This window comes from Nonomuraea sp. NPDC050540, from assembly GCF_044457485.1.
Classification (GTDB): domain Bacteria; phylum Actinomycetota; class Actinomycetes; order Streptosporangiales; family Streptosporangiaceae; genus Nonomuraea.
The window spans coordinates 704748-724119 of record NZ_JBITHA010000002.1 but is presented as its reverse complement, the minus strand read 5'-3'; the positions used below and the strand labels follow the sequence as shown (position 1 = coordinate 724119).

General features: G+C 69.2%; 17 protein-coding genes and 1 riboswitch. Of the genes, 7 read left to right on the top strand and 10 right to left on the bottom strand.

All coding sequences use genetic code 11. The features are described 5' to 3' along the window. Position 1: 1 nt before the first annotated feature. On the top strand, positions 2-472 hold the full coding sequence (locus tag ACIBI5_RS09720; RefSeq protein WP_397245031.1) for a hypothetical protein: 471 nt from the start codon (positions 2-4) through the stop codon (positions 470-472). Here the strand turns inward: ACIBI5_RS09720 and ACIBI5_RS09715 are convergent. The 3 genes from ACIBI5_RS09715 to ACIBI5_RS09705 form a co-directional block, all read right to left on the bottom strand. Continuing rightward, positions 469-1224: a class I SAM-dependent methyltransferase gene (locus ACIBI5_RS09715; RefSeq protein ID WP_397245029.1), complete on the bottom strand. Its 756-nt coding sequence runs from the start codon at positions 1222-1224 to the stop codon at positions 469-471. The two genes, ACIBI5_RS09720 and ACIBI5_RS09715, sit on opposite strands and share 4 nt — an antisense overlap. Beyond that, the gene (locus ACIBI5_RS09710) at positions 1182-2561 is read right to left on the bottom strand and encodes an MFS transporter (protein WP_397245027.1); all 1380 of its coding nucleotides are present in this window, start codon (positions 2559-2561) and stop codon (positions 1182-1184) included. The genes ACIBI5_RS09715 and ACIBI5_RS09710 overlap by 43 nt, the downstream gene beginning before the upstream one ends. An 84-nt stretch (positions 2562-2645) precedes the next feature. Continuing rightward, the gene (locus ACIBI5_RS09705; protein ID WP_397245024.1) at positions 2646-3509 is read right to left on the bottom strand and encodes a hypothetical protein; all 864 of its coding nucleotides are present in this window, start codon (positions 3507-3509) and stop codon (positions 2646-2648) included. 276 nt (positions 3510-3785) lie between these two features. Between ACIBI5_RS09705 and serA the strand changes: the two genes are divergently transcribed. Beyond that, on the top strand, positions 3786-5375 hold the full coding sequence (serA, locus tag ACIBI5_RS09700) for a phosphoglycerate dehydrogenase (protein ID WP_397245022.1): 1590 nt from the start codon (positions 3786-3788) through the stop codon (positions 5373-5375). Positions 5376-5845: 470 nt separating this feature from the next. Here the strand turns inward: serA and ACIBI5_RS09695 are convergent, their stop codons facing one another. The 4 genes from ACIBI5_RS09695 to ACIBI5_RS09680 are packed head-to-tail and all read right to left on the bottom strand — an operon-like array spanning position 5846 to position 9677. Then, positions 5846-6715: an ROK family protein gene (locus tag ACIBI5_RS09695; protein ID WP_397245020.1), complete on the bottom strand. Its 870-nt coding sequence runs from the start codon at positions 6713-6715 to the stop codon at positions 5846-5848. After that, positions 6712-7887, bottom strand: a complete 1176-nt coding sequence (locus tag ACIBI5_RS09690; protein ID WP_397245017.1) for a sugar ABC transporter permease — start codon at positions 7885-7887, stop codon at positions 6712-6714. Before ACIBI5_RS09690 ends, ACIBI5_RS09695 begins: the two co-directional genes overlap by 4 nt. Then, positions 7884-8594 carry an ATP-binding cassette domain-containing protein gene (locus ACIBI5_RS09685; RefSeq protein ID WP_397245015.1) on the bottom strand — a complete coding sequence of 237 codons (711 nt, stop codon included), beginning with the start codon at positions 8592-8594 and terminating at the stop codon, positions 7884-7886. The genes ACIBI5_RS09690 and ACIBI5_RS09685 overlap by 4 nt, the downstream gene beginning before the upstream one ends. Next, the gene (locus tag ACIBI5_RS09680; protein WP_397245013.1) at positions 8595-9677 is read right to left on the bottom strand and encodes a sugar ABC transporter substrate-binding protein; all 1083 of its coding nucleotides are present in this window, start codon (positions 9675-9677) and stop codon (positions 8595-8597) included. It abuts the gene before it with no gap. A 459-nt stretch (positions 9678-10136) separates the two neighbouring features. Here ACIBI5_RS09680 and ACIBI5_RS09675 point away from each other — a divergent pair, with 459 nt between their 5' ends. Then, the gene (locus ACIBI5_RS09675; RefSeq protein WP_397245011.1) at positions 10137-11762 is read left to right on the top strand and encodes an ROK family protein; all 1626 of its coding nucleotides are present in this window, start codon (positions 10137-10139) and stop codon (positions 11760-11762) included. Positions 11763-12199: 437 nt separating this feature from the next. Here the strand turns inward: ACIBI5_RS09675 and ACIBI5_RS09670 are convergent, their stop codons facing one another. Then, on the bottom strand, positions 12200-12802 hold the full coding sequence (locus ACIBI5_RS09670; protein WP_397245009.1) for a C40 family peptidase: 603 nt from the start codon (positions 12800-12802) through the stop codon (positions 12200-12202). Between the two features lie 27 nt (positions 12803-12829). Continuing rightward, positions 12830-12975, bottom strand: a riboswitch (cyclic di-AMP (ydaO/yuaA leader). Positions 12976-13074: 99 nt separating this feature from the next. Between ACIBI5_RS09670 and ACIBI5_RS09665 the strand changes: the two genes are divergently transcribed. Continuing rightward, positions 13075-14130: a 3-isopropylmalate dehydrogenase gene (locus ACIBI5_RS09665; protein WP_397245007.1), complete on the top strand. Its 1056-nt coding sequence runs from the start codon at positions 13075-13077 to the stop codon at positions 14128-14130. A gap of 329 nt (positions 14131-14459) precedes the next feature. Beyond that, on the top strand, positions 14460-15557 hold the full coding sequence (locus ACIBI5_RS09660; protein WP_397245005.1) for a branched-chain amino acid aminotransferase: 1098 nt from the start codon (positions 14460-14462) through the stop codon (positions 15555-15557). Between the two features lie 135 nt (positions 15558-15692). Here ACIBI5_RS09660 and ACIBI5_RS09655 read toward each other — a convergent pair whose 3' ends face one another. Together ACIBI5_RS09655 and ACIBI5_RS09650 are read right to left on the bottom strand one after the other, a co-directional pair. After that, complete coding sequence (locus ACIBI5_RS09655; protein ID WP_397245004.1) at positions 15693-16337, bottom strand: O-methyltransferase; 645 nt, start codon at positions 16335-16337, stop codon at positions 15693-15695. Positions 16338-16351: 14 nt separating this feature from the next. Next, a complete protein-coding gene (locus ACIBI5_RS09650) occupies positions 16352-16774 on the bottom strand; it encodes a hypothetical protein (RefSeq protein ID WP_397245002.1) in 423 nt (140 codons plus the stop codon). A gap of 132 nt (positions 16775-16906) precedes the next feature. Between ACIBI5_RS09650 and ACIBI5_RS09645 the strand changes: the two genes are divergently transcribed. Both ACIBI5_RS09645 and cimA read left to right on the top strand, forming a co-directional pair. Further along, positions 16907-17554, top strand: a complete 648-nt coding sequence (locus ACIBI5_RS09645) for a DsbA family protein (RefSeq protein ID WP_397245000.1) — start codon at positions 16907-16909, stop codon at positions 17552-17554. A gap of 196 nt (positions 17555-17750) precedes the next feature. Beyond that, positions 17751-19325, top strand: coding sequence for a citramalate synthase (gene cimA, locus ACIBI5_RS09640; protein ID WP_379612510.1), 1575 nt, complete (start codon positions 17751-17753; stop codon positions 19323-19325). Positions 19326-19372 lie beyond the last annotated feature (47 nt).

Here is a 19372-nt window from a genome sequence, read left to right as displayed (position 1 = left end):
CATGGCGCAGATCTGGACCATGATCGGCCTCATGGGGGCGGCTCTGGCCACCATGATCGGCCTGTGTTTGCGTACCATCAGGGCCGAGATCAGCGGCTTGGCGGGCGAGACAAGAGCCGAGATCGGCGGCCTCCGGAATGAGATGCGCGCCGAGTTCGGCGGGCTGCGCAACGAGATGGTGGCGGAGTTCGCGGGTGCGCGCAACGAGATGCATGCCGAGATCGGCGGCTTGCGTAAGGAGATGCACGCTGAGATCGGTGGGCTGCGTAAGGAGATGCACGCTGAGATCGGTGGGCAGCGTAAGGAGATGAATGCCGAGGTCGGTGGGCTGCGGCATGAGATGAACGTGCGGTTCGACCAGGTGGATCGGCGGCTGGACAAGCTTGGGGGGCTCGACCGTGAAGTCCACGCGCTCACCCTCAAGGTCTCCGGATGGCAGCCGCCACCGCCCAAGGAGACCGGCGAGGACTAGCCTCTGCGGGTCACCCGGATCTTCGACTGCTTGTGCCGGAGGTTCTCCCAGTCGGCCATGAAGACGGCGTCCAGGTCGTGGCGGTCGGCCAGGGCGACGAGGGTCTCGGTGCGGTAGTAGAAGTCCTCCCGCAGCACCTGGTGCTCCCTGCCCTCGGTGCGGTCGAAGGTGAAGTCGAACCATCCCCCGGGCTTCATCACCCGCCCCACGTGCCGGAGGCACTCCTCGATGACCTTCAGCGGCGAGTGCGAGAAGACGCTGTGGGCGTGCACGACGTCGAAGTGCGCGTCGGGCAGGAATCCCAGGCGCAGGTCGCGTACCGGTGTCAGGTGCGGCAGGCGGGCCTGCAGCCCGTGCGTCACCAGGGTCTCCTGGGCGGCGACGAGGATGTCGGGGGAGATGTCGAGGCCGTAGTAGTTGCCGGGATCCAGGTAGTCGATGAACAGGCGGCCGGCCCGCAGGTTGCCGCAGCCGATCTCCAGCATGCGGTGCTCGGGGCTCAGGCCGTGGCGGACCAGGTAGTCGAACTGCATCTGGCCCAGCCTCATCCAGCGCTCGTGCGTCTTGGAGCCCACGGCCGCCTCGGCGCTGCGGGCGGTGTCGGACTTCATGACCGCCCGGTAGTAGGCCACGTGGTCGTCGGTGCGCAGGCGTAGCCAGGTGTCGCGGCTCAGCCGCCGCAGATGGGGGAAGATCCGGTCCGGATGCCTCAGGGCATAGCGGGCCTGGTGGTAGAGGCTTGATCGGTCCATGGGACGTCCCTCGGCAGGCGGTACTTCAATGTCATGAAAACAGACAACAGGATGATTACCGAGGGCACCACGGTCTGGCCGAGCAAAACTGCGGTAACCGCAGTGTCAGGTTGCCTGACCGGGCGGCTCGGATCCGACTCGATGAAGCCGCCGATCGACAGCACCGTCCCGAAGAACAACGCGCCGAAGGAGGCGATGCCGCTCTCGATGGCCGTCCACAGCCCGGTGAACACCCCCGCGCGCCGTTTGCCGGTGACCGCGGCGTCCACCGCGACCACGTCGGCCAGCATCGAGAACTGCAGCAGCTGGACCCCCGCGATGCCCGCACCGACCATGAGCAACGTCAGATGCGCGAAGACCGGCCCCAGCACGGGCGTGGCCGCGGCCAGCGCCGTCCCGCCCGCGTAGATCATCGCGGCCAGCACCATCGCGCCGCGCTTGTCGAAGCGCTTCGACAGCCAGACCCAGAGCGGCATCGTCAGCAGCATCGGCCCGACCAGCACCGCGAAGAGCGTGGTGGTCGCCTTGGGGTTGCCGACCGTGTACGCGGCGAAGTACGGGGCGGCGGCCAGCATCATGCTGACGGCCAGCATCTGGGTGGAACTCAGGGCCAGCAGCCAGATGAAGGCCCGGTTGCGCCGGACCGCCTTGAACTGCTCCCACAGGCGGCCGCCGTCGGGTTCCGGGGCGCCGGTCATGGGGGCGCGGGCCGTACCGAAGAAGGAGCCGAGCATCGCGGCGAACATGATCACCGCGATCGTCACCGCCATGAGGCGGTAGCTGCCGAGCGTGCCGTTCTCGCCCTGGCTGTTGACGATCGAGGGGGCGAGGATGCCGCTGATGGCGGTGGCGGCGCCGATGAAGACCATGCGCCACTGCAGCAGCGAGGTGCGCTCGTGGTAGTCCTCGGTCATCTCGGCGGGCATCGCCTTGTACGGGACCTCGAACAGCGCGTACGCGGTGGCGGCGAGCAGGAAGCAGGCGCCCACGTAGAGGGCGGCGGGCAGGCCGCGCAGCGGCGGACCGGCGAAGACGGCGACGAAGGCCAGCGGCAGCGTGAGCGCGCCGGCCAGCATCCACGGACGGCGCGGCCCGAGGCGCGATCGGGTGCGATCCGACCAGCGGCCGACCAGCGGGTTGATGACCAGGTCCCAGACCTTGGGCGCGGCCACGATCGCTCCGGCCAGCCAGGCGGGCACCGCCAGGAAGTTGGTCATGTAGTACAGCAGCAGCAGACCGGGGACGGCGGCGAAGGTCGCCGTGCAGAAGGAGCCCACACCGTAGCCCAGCCGCACGCCGCGCGGGACCGTGGGGGCGTTCGCCGCTGTTGCGATCATGCCTCACATTCAAACCTACCGAGCCCTTGCTCGGTAAGGCCCAACGCCCGGAACCGGCGCCCGCCCGGTCCCGGGAGAACGCGCTCAGTCGGTGACGTCCGCGCAGACCACGTGCGCGCCGATCTCCACCATGCGCTGCTCGCTGCGCGCGTCGGCCACGCGGGCCATCAGGATCGGCGCCCCGCTGGCGGCGAACTGCGGCAGCCTGGCCCGAGCGCCCCTGTGGAGGTCGCGCACCACGTCCTCGGCCGCCGACATGTGCACCTTCACGTGCAGCATGATCCCCGTCGCGCCCGACGCGGTGCGGGCCTCGGAGATCCACACGTGGTGCACGAGCGGGTAGTCGGCCAGAAGCTGGGCGATCGCCTGGCGCAGCGCGGGCAGGATGGGGTGGGTGCAGCGCCGGTAGCCGGGATCCACCTGCTGCATCGGCCCGGACAGGTGCGGGCGCGGCGCCGGGATCCACGGCTGGGCGGGCGCCTCCGGCATCATGGCGGTCTTGTGCGCGGGCCGGAACATGTCCGAGCCGCGCGAGACCGTCGCCATCGCACCCGTCGCGTAGGCCGCCGGGGCGGCGGCCGACAGCACCGGTGTGGGTCCCGTCCTGGTGGATCTGAGGAAGCGCTGCAGATCGTCGATCGGTACGGCTGCCGCGGCGGGCCCGGCAGCGTCGATCACGATCTCGCGCACCCCGGTGACCCGCTGGATGTCCAGGATGGTGTCGGCGTCGCACGCCGAGAGGGAATGGCTGCCTCGATGCCGGGCGTAGGTCATCGGGCTGGTGTACCCGAGCAGTACTCGGTCACCTGCCTGTGTCGTGCCGAGCACGACTGATCGGTCTGGCCGCACGGCAACGAGGACTCCACCATCACTGAGGGCGCCGAGCAGGCGATGGGGACTGCCATGCTGGGCGAGCACGTCGGCGAGAGCGGGGTTCCCGATGCTCATATGACGAACCATAGGTAGTTGGCCACGGCTTATCAGGCTAATAGCGAATAAATCTCCCGATCAAGACAAAGATGGCCGCGGGATGGATGAGTTTCCCCGGAGTGGGGTACTCGTCACCCTCGTATCCCCCGTCCCAGCTGCGGTATCAGCGTGCTGTACGTCTCAGATCCCAAGACCCTCGTGAACGCGTTCACAAGCGCGGATACACTCTGAGGGATCCCGAGGGGCCCGCCGCAGTGCCCCTCCACAGCCCGCCGCATGCCCTAAGGATCCACTGTGAACAAGCCCGTCGTCCTGGTCGCCGAGGAGCTGTCCGAAGCAGGCCTCGCCGTGCTCGCCGCGGACTTCGAGGTCCGTCACACCGACGGCGCCGACCGCTCCCAGCTCCTGCCCGCCCTCGCCGATGTGGACGCGATCATCGTGAGGTCCGCCACCCAGGTGGACGCCGAGGCCATCGCCGCGGCGCCTAAGCTGCGCGTGGTCGCCCGCGCCGGTGTCGGCCTCGACAACGTTGACGTCGATGCGGCCACCAAGGCCGGTGTCATGGTCGTCAACGCGCCGACCTCCAACATCACCAGCGCCGCCGAGCAGACGATCGCGCTCATCCTTGCCTCCGCCCGCAACACCGCCCAGGCCCACTCGGCGCTGAAGAACGGCGAGTGGAAGCGGTCCAAGTACACCGGTGTCGAGCTGGACGAGAAGATCGTGGCCATCCTCGGCCTGGGCAAGATCGGCCAGCTCGTGGCCCAGCGCCTGCAGCCGTTCGGCGTCGAGCTGATCGCCTACGACCCCTACCTGCCGCCGGCCCGCGCCGCGCAGATGGGCGTGCGGCTGGTCAGCCTGGAGGAGGCCATCAAGCAGGCCGACTTCATCACCGTGCACCTGCCCAAGTCGAAGGAGACCCTCGGTCTCATCGGCGACAAGGAACTGCACGAGGTCAAGCCGAGCGTACGGATCATCAACGTCGCCCGCGGCGGCATCGTGGACGAGGGCGCGCTCTACTCCGCGATCAAGGAGGGCCGGGTCGCCGGCGCCGGTCTCGACGTGTTCGCGAAGGAGCCCTGCACCGACAGCCCGCTGTTCGAGCTCGACCAGGTCGTCGCCACCCCGCACCTCGGCGCCTCCACGCACGAGGCCCAGGAGAAGGCCGGCACCCAGGTCGCGCGGAGCGTGAAGCTGGCGCTGGCCGGCGAGTTCGTGCCGGACGCGGTCAACGTCCAGGGCGGCGCGGTCGCCGAGGACGTCAAGCCGGGCCTGCCGCTGGCCGAGAAGCTGGGCCGCGTCTTCACCGCGCTCGCCGGCGAGGTCGCCACCAAGCTCGACATCGAGGTGCGCGGCGAGATCGCCTCCCATGACGTGCGCGTGGTCGAGCTGGCGGCGCTCAAGGGCGTCTTCGCCGACGTCATCGAGGAGCAGGTCACCTACGTCAACGCGCCGCTGCTGGCCAAGGACCGCGGCATCCACGTCGAGCTGGTCACCAGCTCCGACAGCCCCGACTGGCGCAACGTCGTCACCGTCCGCGGCGTCCTGGCGGACGGCCGCCAGGTCTCGGTGTCGGGTACGCTCTCCGGCCCCCGCCAGGTCACGAAGATCGTCGAGGTCAACGGCTACGAGATGGAGATCGAGCCGACCGCGCACCTGTCGTTCTTCACCTACACCGACCGCCCCGGCATCGTCGGCGTGGTCGGCCGCCTGCTCGGCGAGCAGGGCATCAACATCGCCTCGATGCAGGTGGCCCGCGACACCAAGGGCGGCAAGGCGCTCATCGCGCTGACCGTCGACTCGGCCATCCCGGCCGACGTCGTGGACCAGATCGTCGCCGAGATCGGCGCCGACAGCGGCCGCTCGGTGGACCTGGAGGACTAAGCCCGTAGCGACAAGCGGCCGTCGTGGAACATTCCACGACGGCCGCATTTCTTGTCTCAGCATGCGAGATGCTAGGACATCCAACGAGATCCCGAGGTACGCTGGCGGCAATGCGCCAGGTTCTCGTACTTATTACCTGCCGCGGCGGAGCCTGCTAGGGCAGGTCGACCATTCGCCGCGGTGTGTGGCGTTGCGTCGGCCGTTAAGACCCTTCTCTCTCACCGGATCCGTGACCCGGACCGGTTGGACCAGGCTCGGTCCGACCCGTGACCGGGGTCCGGCCTCCTTCTCGAAGTACGCCCGCGTTATGAGATGAGTCGCATCATGTACGAGATGTATCCCTGGAACCACGCCGACGAGCACGAGGAAGAGGCGGCCGAAGCCGTCCAGTTCGCCCTGGACCGGCGCGACAACGGCGGCGTCCCCTCCCGCTAGAAGTTCAGGCGGTAGAACGTCGCCATGCCGCCAGGCTAGATCGCTGCGTGGGCCAGTGCGAGGGCTCCCAGCAACGGGGCGTCGTCGCTGAAGCGCGCCTGCCGTACCTCCGGCGCGAACGGTACGGCCCGCCGCACCTCGGCCACCAACCCCGGCATGATCACGTCAGCCGCCCCCATCATCCCGCCGCCCACCACGAGGCGCTCGGGATCGACCATCACGCACAGGTTGGCCACGCTGACCGCCAGCAGCCGCAACGCCTGCGTCACCAGATCCCGCACGACGTCCTCGGAACCGGCCTGGGAATAGTGGGTGAGGAGGTGGGCGGTGGTGACCGGACGGCCGAGCAGGGCCGAGGCGCGTCTGGCCAGGCCGCTGCCCGACACCCGCTCCTCCAGCGGCACATGACCGTCGGCGAACGCCGGTTCACCCGGCTCCACCTGCAGGTAGCCGATCTCGCCCGCCGCGCCGTGCGCCCCCGGCACCACGGCGCCGCCGACGATCAGGGCCGCGGCCAGGCCGGTGCCGAGGTTCAGGTAGATGCCGGTGGACACGCCGCGCAGCGCGCCCCAGCGCAGTTCGGCGGCGGCCGCCGCGTTGACGTCGTTGTCGATGGCCACGGGGATGTCGCCGAACTCCTCGGCCAGCAGCCTGGGCAGTTCCAGGCCGTCCCAGCCGGGGACGTTCGGCGACAGCCGTACCACACCGTCGCGGATCACCCCCGTGGTCGAGAAGCCGACCGCGGCCGGATGCCGGTCGAGGCGGCGGGCGGCGGCGAGCGCCCGCGCGAGCGCGTCGGGACCGGTGTCCAGGCGCTCACGCGCGGAGACCTCGGGCCCGTCGGCGCCGGAGACCCCCACCGCGATCTTCGTGCCGCCGACGTCGATGCCCAGCACCTGGCTCACCTGACAGGACCCTTTCTGGCGAGGGAGTCGATGGCGACGGCCAGTGCGAGCACCGCGGCCGTGACCATGAGGCGGACCGAGGAGTCCACGCTGAGCAGGAACATACCGCTGGTGATCGACTGGATGACCAGCACCCCGAGCAGCGCGGCGTAGGCCCGGCCACGCCCGCCGAACAGCGAGGTGCCGCCGATGACCGCCGCGGCGATCGCCATGAGCAGGACGTCGCTGCCGCCCGACTGCTGGTTGACCGCGGACAGGCGGCTGGCCGCCAGGATCCCGCCGGCCGCGGCGAGCGTCGAGCCCAGCATGAACGCCAGGATCCGGATCCTGGTCACGTTGATGCCCGCGCGCCTGGCCGCCTCGGCGTTGCCGCCGACCGCGTAGACGTGCCGGCCGAAGGCGGTGTGCCGCAGCATGAGGTCGAAGCCCACCACCAGCGTGCCGAAGATGACCAGCAGCAACGGCACGCCCCGGTCGGCCGACATGATCAGCACGCCCGCACCGAGCAGCACCGCCAGCCCCGCCGAGCGCGCCCCCAGCCACCACGCAGGCGTGACCGGCAGCCCGGCCCGCGACCGGTGGACCCGGTTCAGCAGGCTCACGCCGCCGGAGCCGAGCACCAGCCCCGCCACCACCGGCCACGACAGCCAGCCCGGCAGCCAGGTGTCGCTCAGCTTGGAGATGAAGCCGGTGAACGGCAGGTTGATCGTGCCGCCCTCCCGCAGCAAGTAGAGCAGCAACCCCTGCCAGCCCATCAGCCCGGCCAGCGTGACCACGAACGACGGCATCCGCAGCCGGGTCAGCATCAGCCCGTGCAGCAACCCGATCGCCGCCCCCGCCACCAGCGCGAGCCCGATCGAGGCCAGCGGATGCCAGCCCTGCTTCACGTTGACGATCGTCATGACCGTCGCGCACAGGCCGCTGACCGACCCGGCCGACAGGTCGATCTCGCCCAGCAGCAGCACCATGATGATGCCGAGCGCGATCGTGCCGGTCGCGGCCATCTGCAGGGCCAGCGTGGTGAGGTTCTGCGCCGAGAGGAACCGGTCGTTGAGCGTGCTGAAGATGATCGCGATCGCGACGAGCGCGCCGACGACCGGCCACGCGCCGATGTCGCCGCGCTTCAACACCTTCATGGGGTACGGCGTGCGCAGCGTCGTGTCCGGGTTCATGCTCCCGCTCCTGTGATGGCGGCGACGATCTCCTCCTGGGCGGCGGTGGCCGTACCGAAGACTCCCGCGTTGCGGCCCAGGCGCAGGACGGCCACCCGGTCGCTCACCGCGCGCACGTCGGCCAGGTTGTGTGAGACGACCAGCACCGCGAGCCCGCGCTCGCGCAGCCGTCCGATGAGGGCGAGCACCTGCGCGGTCTGCTCCACGCCGAGCGCGGCGGTCGGCTCGTCCAGGATGACCAGGCGCGGGGAGCCGAGCAGGGCCCGCGCGATGGCCACCGACTGCCGCTGGCCGCCGGAGAGCATCGCGACCGGCACCCGGATGTCGCGGATGCGCACGTCGAGCTGGCCGAGCAGGTCGCGGGTGGCGCGCTCCATCCGGATGTGGCGCAGGAAGCGGTCCTCGGCGCCGAGGAAGAGGTTGCCGACGACGTCGAGGTTCTCGCACAGGGCGAGGTCCTGGTAGACGGTGGCGATGCCGAGGGCCTGGGCGTCGCGCGGGCCGCCGATCCTGACCGGCGCGCCGTCCACGGCGATCGTGCCCGCGTCCGGGACGACCACCCCCGAGATGGTCTTGACCAGGGTCGACTTGCCCGCGCCGTTGTCGCCCATGAGCGCGACCACCTCGCCGGGACGCAGGTCCAGGCTCGCCCCGTCGAGGGCCTGGACCGCGCCGTACCGCTTGGTTATCCCCGATGCGGAGATCATCTACTGGATGCCGTTCTTCTCGCAGGCCGCCTTGACCTCGGCGGTACAGATCTGCTCGACCGTGTAGAACTTGTCCTTCACGATCGTGTCCTTGATCTTGTCGGCGGTGACCGGGATGGGGTCGAGGAGGAAGGCCGGGATGTCGGCGGTGCCGTTGTTGACCTTGGCCGGGGCCTGCGGGGTCTCGCCGTTGGCCAGGGCGACGGCCAGCTCGGCGGACTTCTCCGCCTCAGCCCTGATGTTCAGATAAATGGTCATGTGCTGTTCGCCGGTGAGAATGCGCTGGATGGCGGCGAGTTCGGCGTCCTGGCCGGTGATCGGCGGCAGCGCCGCGTACCCGGCGCGCTTCATCGCCGCGATCGCCCCGCCCGCCATGCCGTCGTTCGCGCTCAGCACACCCACGATCTTGTCGCGGCCCAGCGCCGTGATCGCCTGCTCCATCTGCTGCTGCGCCTTGTCCGGGCTCCAGTCCGGCGTGTCGAACTCCCTGCCCACCTTGACCTTGCCGTCCAGGACGTTCTTGGCGCCCTTCTTGTAGTCGGCCGAGCTCGGGTCGGTGGGGGAGCCGTGGATCATCACGATCTCGCCCTTCGCCGCCGTGCCCTTGGCGTTGAGCGCGTCCAGCAGCGCCTGCCCCTGCATCTCGCCCACCCGCACGTTGTTGAACGACACGTAGTACGCGTAGTCGATCCCCGAGATCAGCCGGTCATAGGCGATGACCGGGATCTGCTTCTGCTTGGCCTGATTGACCAGCGGCGCCACGGCGGCGGCGTCCACGGCGTCCAGGACCAGAACGTTCGCGCCCTGGGTGATGGCCGCCTCGACCTGCTGTTGCTGTTTGGCGGCGTCCTGGTCGGCGTTGCTGTAGAGGATCTCGCAGGTCGAGCAGAGCGCCTTGACCTTGGCCTCGAACAGGGGCCGGTCGAAGGCCTCGTATCTGGTCGTCTTGGATTCGGGCAGGAAGAGGGCGATCTTCTTAGCCGTCTGTCCTGTCTGTTCGGCTTGGGATGGTTGGGTGCTCGCCGTCGTACCCGCGCCGCCGCTGCCACATCCCGCCAGCAGCAGCATCGCGGCTGCGACCATCACTCCTCGGTGCATCGCACATCGTTCCTCTCGAGTGCAGCCAGACCCCCGGGTCCACCTACCTTCCAACCAGCCCTTCTCCACCGGCCCGCCTCCTGCGCCGGACCTGCCTTCTCCGCGCCGGACTTGTCCTCCTCCGGCGGCCGCGCTCGTTCTTGCCAGGTCCGTCCTTCTCGTGCTGCGCCGCTCTTGTCGGCTCAGCGCGGCCCCTGGTTCGCTCGGCGTGCTGACCTGTTGGCGTGGCCCGACCTCTTTCGCCGTGCGCTGTCCTTCCTTGCTCGGGCTCCTCCGTGCCTGGGCCGTCCCCGCATGTGGCCTTCTCGTGTCGCGTGGGAGTTGTCCCTTGTCTTGGGTCGCCCCTCGCCCGGGGTGGATCGGGATGGTTGGAAGGTGGTTGGTAAGAAAGGTAATTTACTATCTGGTGCGTTGGCTAGAGTCTGCCGTGAAGGGGAGGTCGCGGTGCGAAGCGAGCTGGGAAACCCGCGGTTGCTGCGGGTCATGAACGAGCGGCGCCTACTGGACCAACTCCACCGGGAGGGCCCCGCGTCCAGAGCCGACCTCGCCAAGGTCACCGGCCTGTCCAAGCCCACCGTCTCCGCCGCCCTCGCAGGACTGGAAGAGGACGGACTGGTCCACCTGGTAGGCGAGGTTTCCGGCCGCCCCGGCCCCGTGACCTCCCTCTACGACGTGAACGCCGCCTCCGCCCACGTCGCAGGCATCGACATCGGCCGCGACTGGATCCGGGTGGCGGTGGCCGATCTCCGGGGTACTTTCGCCGGCCGTACCGACGGCCGGAACACCGCGCGCACATCGGCCGAACTGGCCGAACTCGTCGCCCGCCTGGCCCGCGCGGCCGCCCGCGAAGCCGAACTCGACTGGTCCGCGATCGTCTGCGCCGTCGTAGGCTCCCCAGGCGTCTACGACCAGAACGCCGGCCGCCTGGACTTCGCCCCCAACCTCCCGGGCCCCGACCTGGCCGACCGCCTGCGCGCCGCCCTCAACGTCGACCTGGTCATCGAGAACGACATCAACCTCGCCGCCGTCGGTGAACACGCGTACGGCGAGGGCCAGGGCAAGTCCAACTTCGCCCTGGTCTCCATCGGCACCGGCGTGGGCATGGGCATAGTCGTCAACGGCGAACTGTACGTGGGCGCCAGGGGCGCGGCAGGCGAGGTCTCCTACCTCCCCGCCACCGACGACCTCCCCACCCCCGCCCCCGAGCCCTCCACCCCCAACCCCCCAACGACCAGCCCAAGCCCCAACCCCCCAACGACCAACGCCAGCCCCAGCCCCAGCCCCGACACCCGGCCCAGCCCCGACACCAACCCCAACACCCGACCCAGCGCCGACACCAACCCCAACACCCGGCCCAGCGCCGACACCCGGCAGAACTCCGAGGCCCGACCCGGCTCCGGCATGCGGTCTGGCCCCGGCACCCGGCCTGGCTCTGACGCCTGGGCCGGCTCCGAGGCGCGGCCGGGTTCGGAGGCGCGGCTTGGCCATGACGGCGGACCCAACCCCGACACGCAGGGCACGCCCGACACCCAGCGCACGCCCGACCCGGATCTGCCGTCCGGGGTATCGAGTGCCGGATCTGTTGCCGGGGCGTCGGTCCAGGGCGCCAGAGAAGCGTTCCCCGGTGTCGTGCAGGCGGTCGGCGCGGATCAGGGGGATGCGAGCGTGCGGGAGCACGGGGCAACCGAGACCGTGGCCGCGGCTCCGGGGGTGGTGCGGGCGGCGCGGGCCGCCGGGCTGTCCCTGGGAACGGCCAAGGAGATCTTCGCCGCCGCGGAACGGGGCGATCCGGCGGCGCTGTCGGTCGTGGCAGCGGAGGGCCGGCGGATCGGCGGGCTGCTCGTGGCGGTGGCCGCCGTCCTGGACCCGGAGGTGATCGTGCTCTCCGGCGGCGTAGGACACAACCTCGACCTGCTGGGCGACGCCATCCAACGCCGAATCGGCGAACTGGGGCCCCTCCGGCCCACGATCGTGGCCAGCGCTCTGGGTGACAGCGGGGTGTTGCTGGGCGCCGTCGCCCATGCGAGGGGCCGCGCCTGGGACCTGATCTTCTCCACCCGTATGGGCTGAGATCAGCGAGGGTATGGGGGATGCCGCCTGTGCGTGCGCTCGTTACGGCGGTCAGCCACCCCCGCTGGACGACCGTCTCCCTGGACAGAGAGGTCCACGTGCGGCGGGTGGGGGTGGGTGGCTTGCCGTAGGAGAAGAACCTGCAGTGGCAGAACCCCACGCGACAGAAGCTCGCGTGCGACAGGGCCGCTCGCGGGAGAAACCGCGAAAGGGCCCGCGCGAGAGCCCGCGCGCGGCGTGAGAAAGTCGCGAAAGGGCCCGCGCGAGAGCCCGCGCGCGGCGTGAGAAAGTCGCGACATTGCCCGCGCGACCGAGGCCGTGGTTTCTCCCGCGCGTGAGTGAAGCCACGCACGGGAGAAACCGCGACAGCTCGCCGCGACGGGCCGGCGGGATCAGCGCTATCAGGTGATCAGGAGAAGATCAGGAGAACGGGCGCGTCACAGCGTGGCGGTGGGCATGACGGGCGCGGGGGCTTGGCGGATCTTTTCGAGCTGGTTGGTGAGTTTGACGCCCGCCGGATCCGGACGCACGGCGCCCACGAAGGCGCGGCGGCGCCAGGCGCTCAGTTTTTCCTCCTTGACCACATCACCGGTACGCGGCGAATGCACCATGTGCCCAGGCCGGGAGATCATGCCCACGTGCCCCAGTCCCGAGAAGAAGACCAGGTCGCCGGGCTTCAGGTTCTTCCAGCTGATCTTTCTGGAGAACGCCGAGTACTGCTGGGCGGCGGTGCGGGGTAGTTCGATGCCCGCGCTTTCGTAGGCGCGGAGCATGAGGCCGGAGCAGTCGTAGCCGCGTTTGGTGGTGCCGCCCCAGACATACGGGGTGCCGCGCTTGTCCATGGCGTAGGCCAGGGCCTTCTGCCAGCTGGGCTTGGGCGTCCGCCGCTCCTGGATTTCCTTGAGGCCCTGGCTGGTCAGCGTGACGTCGTAGGGGTCGACGGTGGTGACGGGGGAGGCGGGAGAAGCGGGGGAGGCGGGGGATGCGATGGCGGGGGATGCGAGGGTGGCTGCGGTGACACCGGAGACGGTGATGAGCACAGCGGTCGCGATGATGCGAGACAGGGGAATGTCCTTCCACAAGGCCTACCGGGTTAGCTGTCGGGCTCGGGCCTGGAAGTCGCCCTACGGCGTGGTAAGCGCCGATTCGCCCCAATGGGGGAGGTGGGTCCCCGGCTCCGCACTGCGGTGTGCGGATTAGGCTGGTGGGACTCTAACGAAACAGTCAAAAGCGTGCAAATCGGGCAAAATGGAGTGTCCGGGAAATGAGATGGGTTGCTCGTCAGGCGAGACGACCCGGTAAGGTACCGCCCATGGAGTCGCGTAGCATTCGCCTGGCCGTCATCCCCGGAGACGGCATCGGTACCGAGGTCGTGACCGAGGGCCTCAAGGTTCTCGAGGCGGTCGGTCCCAAGTTCGACATCACCGAGTACGACCTCGGCGCGGACCGCTACGCCAGGACCGGCGAGGTCCTACCCGACTCCGTGCTGCAGGAGCTGCGCGGCTACGACGCGATCCTGCTCGGCGCCGTCGGCGACCCCCGCAAGGTGCCGCCCGGCCTGCTGGAGCGCGACCTGCTCCTGCGCATCCGCTTCGACTTCGACCACTACGTCAACCTGCGCCCGGTCAAGCTGCTGCCCGGCGTCGCGACGCCGCTGGCCGACACACCGGCCGAGAACGTCGATATCGTCGTCGTCCGCGAAGGCACCGAGTCGCTCTACGCCGGCACCGGCGGGGCCATGCGCAAGGGCACGCCGTACGAGGTGGCGACGCAGGAGTCCATCAACACCGCCTACGGCGTCGAACGCGTCGTCCGCTACGCCTTCGCCAAGGCGCAGAGCCGCCCGCGCAAGAAGCTCACGCTGGTCCACAAGACCAACGTGCTCACCTTCGCCGGTGACCTGTGGCAGCGCACCTTCGACCGCGTGGCCGAGGAGTACCCCGAGGTCGCCACCGACTACGTGCACATCGACGCGGCCACGATGTTCTTCGTCAACCAGCCCGAGCGCTTCGACGTGATCGTCACCGACAACCTGTTCGGCGACATCATCACCGACCTCGGCGCCGCGGTGGCCGGTGGCATCGGCCTCGCGGCCAGCGGCAACATCAACCCCGAAGGCGCCGCGCCGAGCATGTTCGAGCCGGTGCACGGCAGCGCCCCCGACATCGCCGGGCAGAGCAAGGCCGACCCGACCGCCACCATCCTCTCGGTCGCCATGCTCCTGGACCACCTCGGTCTGACCGCCGAGGCCGCCCGCGTCGAGCAGGCCGTCGCCGACGACATCGTCGAGCGCCTCTCGCACGCCGCCGCCCGCACCACCCGGGAAATCGGCGACGACCTCGCCGCCCGAGTATCCGGCGGCGCCTGACGCCGCAGGCCACCGGCCCACGAGCGGCCCGCCGTACCGCAGAACGTGAGATCCCCCACCCTCGGGGTCTGACAAGAAGTCTGCGGAGGTACGGCAGGCAGCGCGCGAACCCGCAGCTCGTGAACACCCGGTACCGACCTGACAAGCGGCCCAGGCGCCCCAGCGCACTCGCGGCCGCCTGACCACCCACGCCCGGTGGCTCGCGAGAGCCTCCGGGCGTTTTCGTTGCGCCCTAACGGTCGTCCTTTTAGATGCAGTAAGTTCCCTCTACCCGATCCGGCGCAGAATGGATGCAGGGTAGTCCTCAGAGAAAGAGAAGGATCTCCGTCATGACCACCTCTCAGAAGCTCAGCTTCGACGTGCAGCTATCCGACCACGCTCGCACCGCGGCAGAGCGCGAGGCGGTACTGGCGAGCCCCGGGTTCGGGAAGGCCTTCACCGATCACATGGTCTCGATCGACTACACGGAGGGCACCGGCTGGCACGACGCCCGCCTCACGCCGTATGGACCGCTCACGCTCGACCCCGCGACCTCCGTCTTCCACTACGCGCAGGAACTCTTCGAGGGTCTCAAGGCCTACCGGCACGCGAACGGCTCGATCGTCACCTTCCGCCCCTACGCCAACGCCGCCCGCTTCAACCACTCCTGCGCGCGCATGGCCATGCCGGAACTGCCGGAAGACACCTTCGTGGAGGCGCTCGAACTCCTCGTCCAGGCCGACCGCGACTGGGTCCCCACGACCGAGGGCCACAGCCTCTACCTGCGCCCGTTCATCATCGCCACCCAGGTCGGCCTCGGCGTCAACTACCCGTCCGAGAACTACCGCTTCATGGTCATCGCCTCGCCCGCCGCCTCGTACTTCAGCGGCGGCGTCAAGCCCGTCTCCGTGTGGCTCTCGACCGAGTACACCCGCGCCGCCCCCGGCGGCACCGGCGCCGCCAAGTGCGGCGGCAACTACGCCGGAGCCTTCGTCGCCCAGCGCGAGGCCGTCGCCCAGGGCTGCGACCAGGTCGTCTGGCTCGACTCCCACGAGCACCGCTACGTGGAGGAGATGGGCGGCATGAACCTCTTCTTCGTGTACGGCGATCGCCTCCTCACCCCCGCCCTCACCGGCACGCTCCTGCCCGGCATCACCCGCGAGTCCATCCTCAAGCTCGCCGGCGACCTCGGCCTGAAGGCCGAAGAGGGCCGTCTGTCGATCGAGGAGTGGCAGGCCGGCTGCGAGTCGGGCGAACTGACCGAGGTCTTCGCCTGCGGCACCGCCGCCGTGGTGACGCCGGTCGGCTCGGTCAAGGGCGCCGACCGCGCCTGGACCGTGGGCGACGGCACCCCGGGCCCGGTCACGATGCGCATCCGCGACGAACTCGTCGGCATCCAGTACGGCACCCGCCCCGACCCCCACAGCTGGATCCACAAGATCAGCTGACACCCGTGCTGGCCCGCACCCGTGGGGCAGCACCTCTTTCGCCCCGCACCCGTGCGCCAGTGCCGGCCGCCATCCGCGTGGAGCGTCGGCCGAAGGAGCCCCCGCTGGGCAGGCGGTGGCAGGACAGCGTGTTGGTCAGTTCTTGCGGATCAAGGTGAGGCCGTCGGAGATCGGGAGGATGGTCGTGGTCACGCGGGGATCCTGCATCACCATGTCGTTGAACTCGCGGATCGTCACCGTGGTCTCGTCGTTTCTCGACGGGTCGGCCACGTAGCCGGTCCACAGGGTGTTGTCCACCATGATCAGTCCGCCGGGGCGCAGGCGTTCCATGAGCAGTTCGTAGTAGGCGGGGTAGCCGGGCTTGTCGGCGTCGATGAAGGCCAGGTCGACGGAGCGCTGGAGGGTCGGCAGGGTTTCTGTGGCGGGGCCGAGGGTCAGGGTGATGCGGTCGGTGACGCCCGCGTCCTCCCAGTAGCGTTTGGCGATCGCGGTCCACTCCTCGCTCACGTCGTAGCAGTAGAGGTGCCCGCCGGACAGGCCGCGGGCGAGGCAGAGCGACGAGTAGCCGGTGAACGTGCCCACCTCGACCGCCACCGACGGGTCGACGAGCTGGGTGATCATGGTGAGCAGGCGGCCCTGGGAAGCGGAGATCTGCATGCTGGCCTGGTCGCCGGTGGCCGCGCGGGTCTCGATGGCCAGTTGCTCGAGGAGCGGATCGGGGCGGGTGGTGTGTTCGTGGATGTATTGGGCGATCGGCTGGTCGAGCACGAAGTTCTTCATGGCGACATTGTCGATCAGCCGGAGCTCTCGGCCACGTTGAGTTGGGCTGTGTCGAGGGTGAGGTTCCAGGGGGCGGGCATCTCAAGCGGGTTGCCCAGGGCGACATTCACGACAATGGTGTAGCCGTCGGGTGCCGGTCCGCTGTGGAGGCCGGCGGTCGCTTGTATGGGGTCGATGCGGAGGAAGGCCTGGACTCCGGCGATCGCGTATTCCTTGGGTTTGATCGCGTAGTCGTCGTGGACGTCGGCCTTGGCGACGATCTGCTTGAGCAGGCGAGAGACGATCTTGTTGTGCTTCCATGTGGGCACGTCGTTCACCACGATCCGGCCGTGGATGAGCTCGACCCGGTCATCGGGGAACAACTGGCACGCCGCCCGATACTTCGCTGGGAGTGGCGGGGGCGACGCGACTGCGGGACGCTCCAGAAGCTTGGCCATGGTTCCCTCATCCCCTCCCGAGAGGTGAACGCGATGTGATTGGTGCGCGACCCAAGGTAATGCCCCGGAAAAGAGCTCGCAAGTTTGTTCGAATAACTGGGCAATATGTCGCAAATGATAGGGTCGCCTGCGATGAACAAGAGGCTGGTGGCGGCATGTGTTGCCGCGTGTGTCGTGCTTGCCGTAGTCGCCGTCCTGGCCTTCGCGGAGCCGGGTGGCAAACAGGGCGCCTACCAGCTCACCCGCCAGCCGGACGGCTCGATGGTCCTCGCCAGGCCGGGGGTGACCGCGCCGGTCCTCGATCTGTACGAGGACTTCGACTGCCCCATCTGCAAGCAGCTCCACGCCGCCGTGGACCCCACGCTCCAGCGCCTGGCCAAGGCGGGCAGCGTGAAGGTGGTCTTCCATCCGGTGACGATCTTCCGGGACGAGCCGATGCGCTCCAACAGCGTCCGCGCGGCCGCCGCCGCCCGTTGTGTGCCCGCGGCCAACTGGCTGGCCTTCCGCGACCAGCTCTACGCCATCCAACCCGCCCCGCACGGCACTGCCAGCGGGTTCACGCCGGACGAGCTGGTGGGCGCCGCGCGCAAGGCGGGCGCCTCGGTGGACGAGTGCGTGGCCAAGCAGGCCTTCGCCAAGCAGCACCTCAGCCAGAACGACGGCGTCCGCCTCGACGGGACTCCGACGGTGCTGTTCAACGGCCAGATGCTGGGTGACGTCGCCTTCGACCCCAAAGCCCTGGAGAAGCTCATCACGGGCGGCGACGGCATCACCGTCTGAGCTTCGCCGTACAAAGAATGTCCCAGAACGTGAGACCAGCGTGCCAGATGGTGAATCCATGTGGCACACTCGGCATCACCATGTTCTACGGTCTGCTCATTATCGGCAGGCGCGCTGGCTGACAAAGGACACCGCCAGCGCGCAGACCTCTCACGTCCGTGAGGGGTCTTTTTCATTTCCACGGGAGACCCATCAGATGGCCGACGACCGCTTCCACGTGTACGACACCACGCTGCGCGACGGCGCACAGCAAGAAGGCCTCAACCTCACGGTGGCCGACAAGCTGTCGATCGCGCGCCACTTGGACAGCCTGGGCGTCGGTTTCATCGAGGGGGGCTGGCCTGGCGCCAACCCCAAGGACACAGAGTTCTTCAGGCGGGCTCAAACAGAGCTCGACCTGAAGCACGCGCAGCTTGCCGCGTTCGGCGCGACCCGCCGGGCAGGCATGAAGGCAGCCGATGACCCTTTGGTCGCCGCACTGCGCGAATCCGGCGCGCCGGTCGTGACTCTTGTCGCCAAGAGCCACGACCGGCACGTGGAGCTGGCCCTCCGCACCACCCTCAGTGAGAACCTCGCGATGATCCGCGACACCATCTCTCATCTGAAAGCGGAGGGCCAGCGGGTCTTCCTCGACGCCGAGCATTTCTTCGACGGGTACAAGTCGAATCCAGCCTACGCTCTCGAGGTCCTCAGGACCGCGGCCGAGGCGGGGGCCGACGTCGTGGCCCTGTGTGACACCAACGGGGGCATGCTCCCCGACGAGCTAGCCGAGGTGGTGAACGCGGCCGTCCAGACCAGCGCCCGCGTCGGCATCCACTGCCACGACGACACCGGCTGCGCGGTCGCGAACACGCTGGCCGCGGTGAAGGCGGGCGCGACCCACGTGCAGGGCTGCGCCAATGGTTACGGCGAGCGCTCCGGCAACGCGAACCTGTTCACGGTCGTGGCGAACCTCCAGCTCAAGCGGGGCTTCGACCTGGTGCCGCCGGCCGCGCTCCAGGACATGACCCGGATCGCCCACGCGATCACCGAGGTCACCAACGTCACCCCGAACTCGCACGCCCCCTACGTGGGCATGTCCGCCTTCGCGCACAAGGCCGGCCTGCACGCCAGCGCCATCAAGGTGGACCCGAACCTCTACCAGCACATCGACCCCGCCGCCGTCGGCAACGACATGCGCATGCTGGTCTCCGACATGGCCGGACGGGCCAGCGTCGAGCTGAAGGGCCGCGAGCTGGGCTACCAGCTGTCCGCCGAGACGTCCAAGGAACTGGTCGACCGGGTCAAGGAGCTGGAGTCCCAGGGCTACACGTTCGAGGCCGCCGACGCCTCGTTCGAGCTGCTGCTGCGCGACACCCTGCACGGCGAGCGCAGGCGCCACTTCGAGGTCGAGTCCTGGCGCGTGATCGTCGAGCGCACCAAGGGCGGTGAACTGGTCAGCGAGGCCACCGTCAAACTGCACGCCAAGGGTGAGCGCATCGTGGCCACCGGCGAGGGCAACGGCCCCGTCAACGCCCTCGACAAGGCGGTCCGCCTGGGCCTGGAGAAGCTCTACCCCGAGCTGGCCGCGGTCGAGCTGATCGACTTCAAGGTCCGCATACTCGAGGGCACCCACGGCACCGACGCCATCACCCGCGTCCTCATCACCACCAGCGACGCCACGGGCGAGTGGGCCACGGTCGGCGTGGACGAGAACATCATCGACGCCTCCTGGCAGGCCCTTGAGCAGGCCGTCACCTATGGTCTGCTGCGCGCGGGCCGCGAGTTGTAGCAGGCCGTAAAGGGCCGCGTGTTAAGGATTTTTGGGGGTACGGCGCC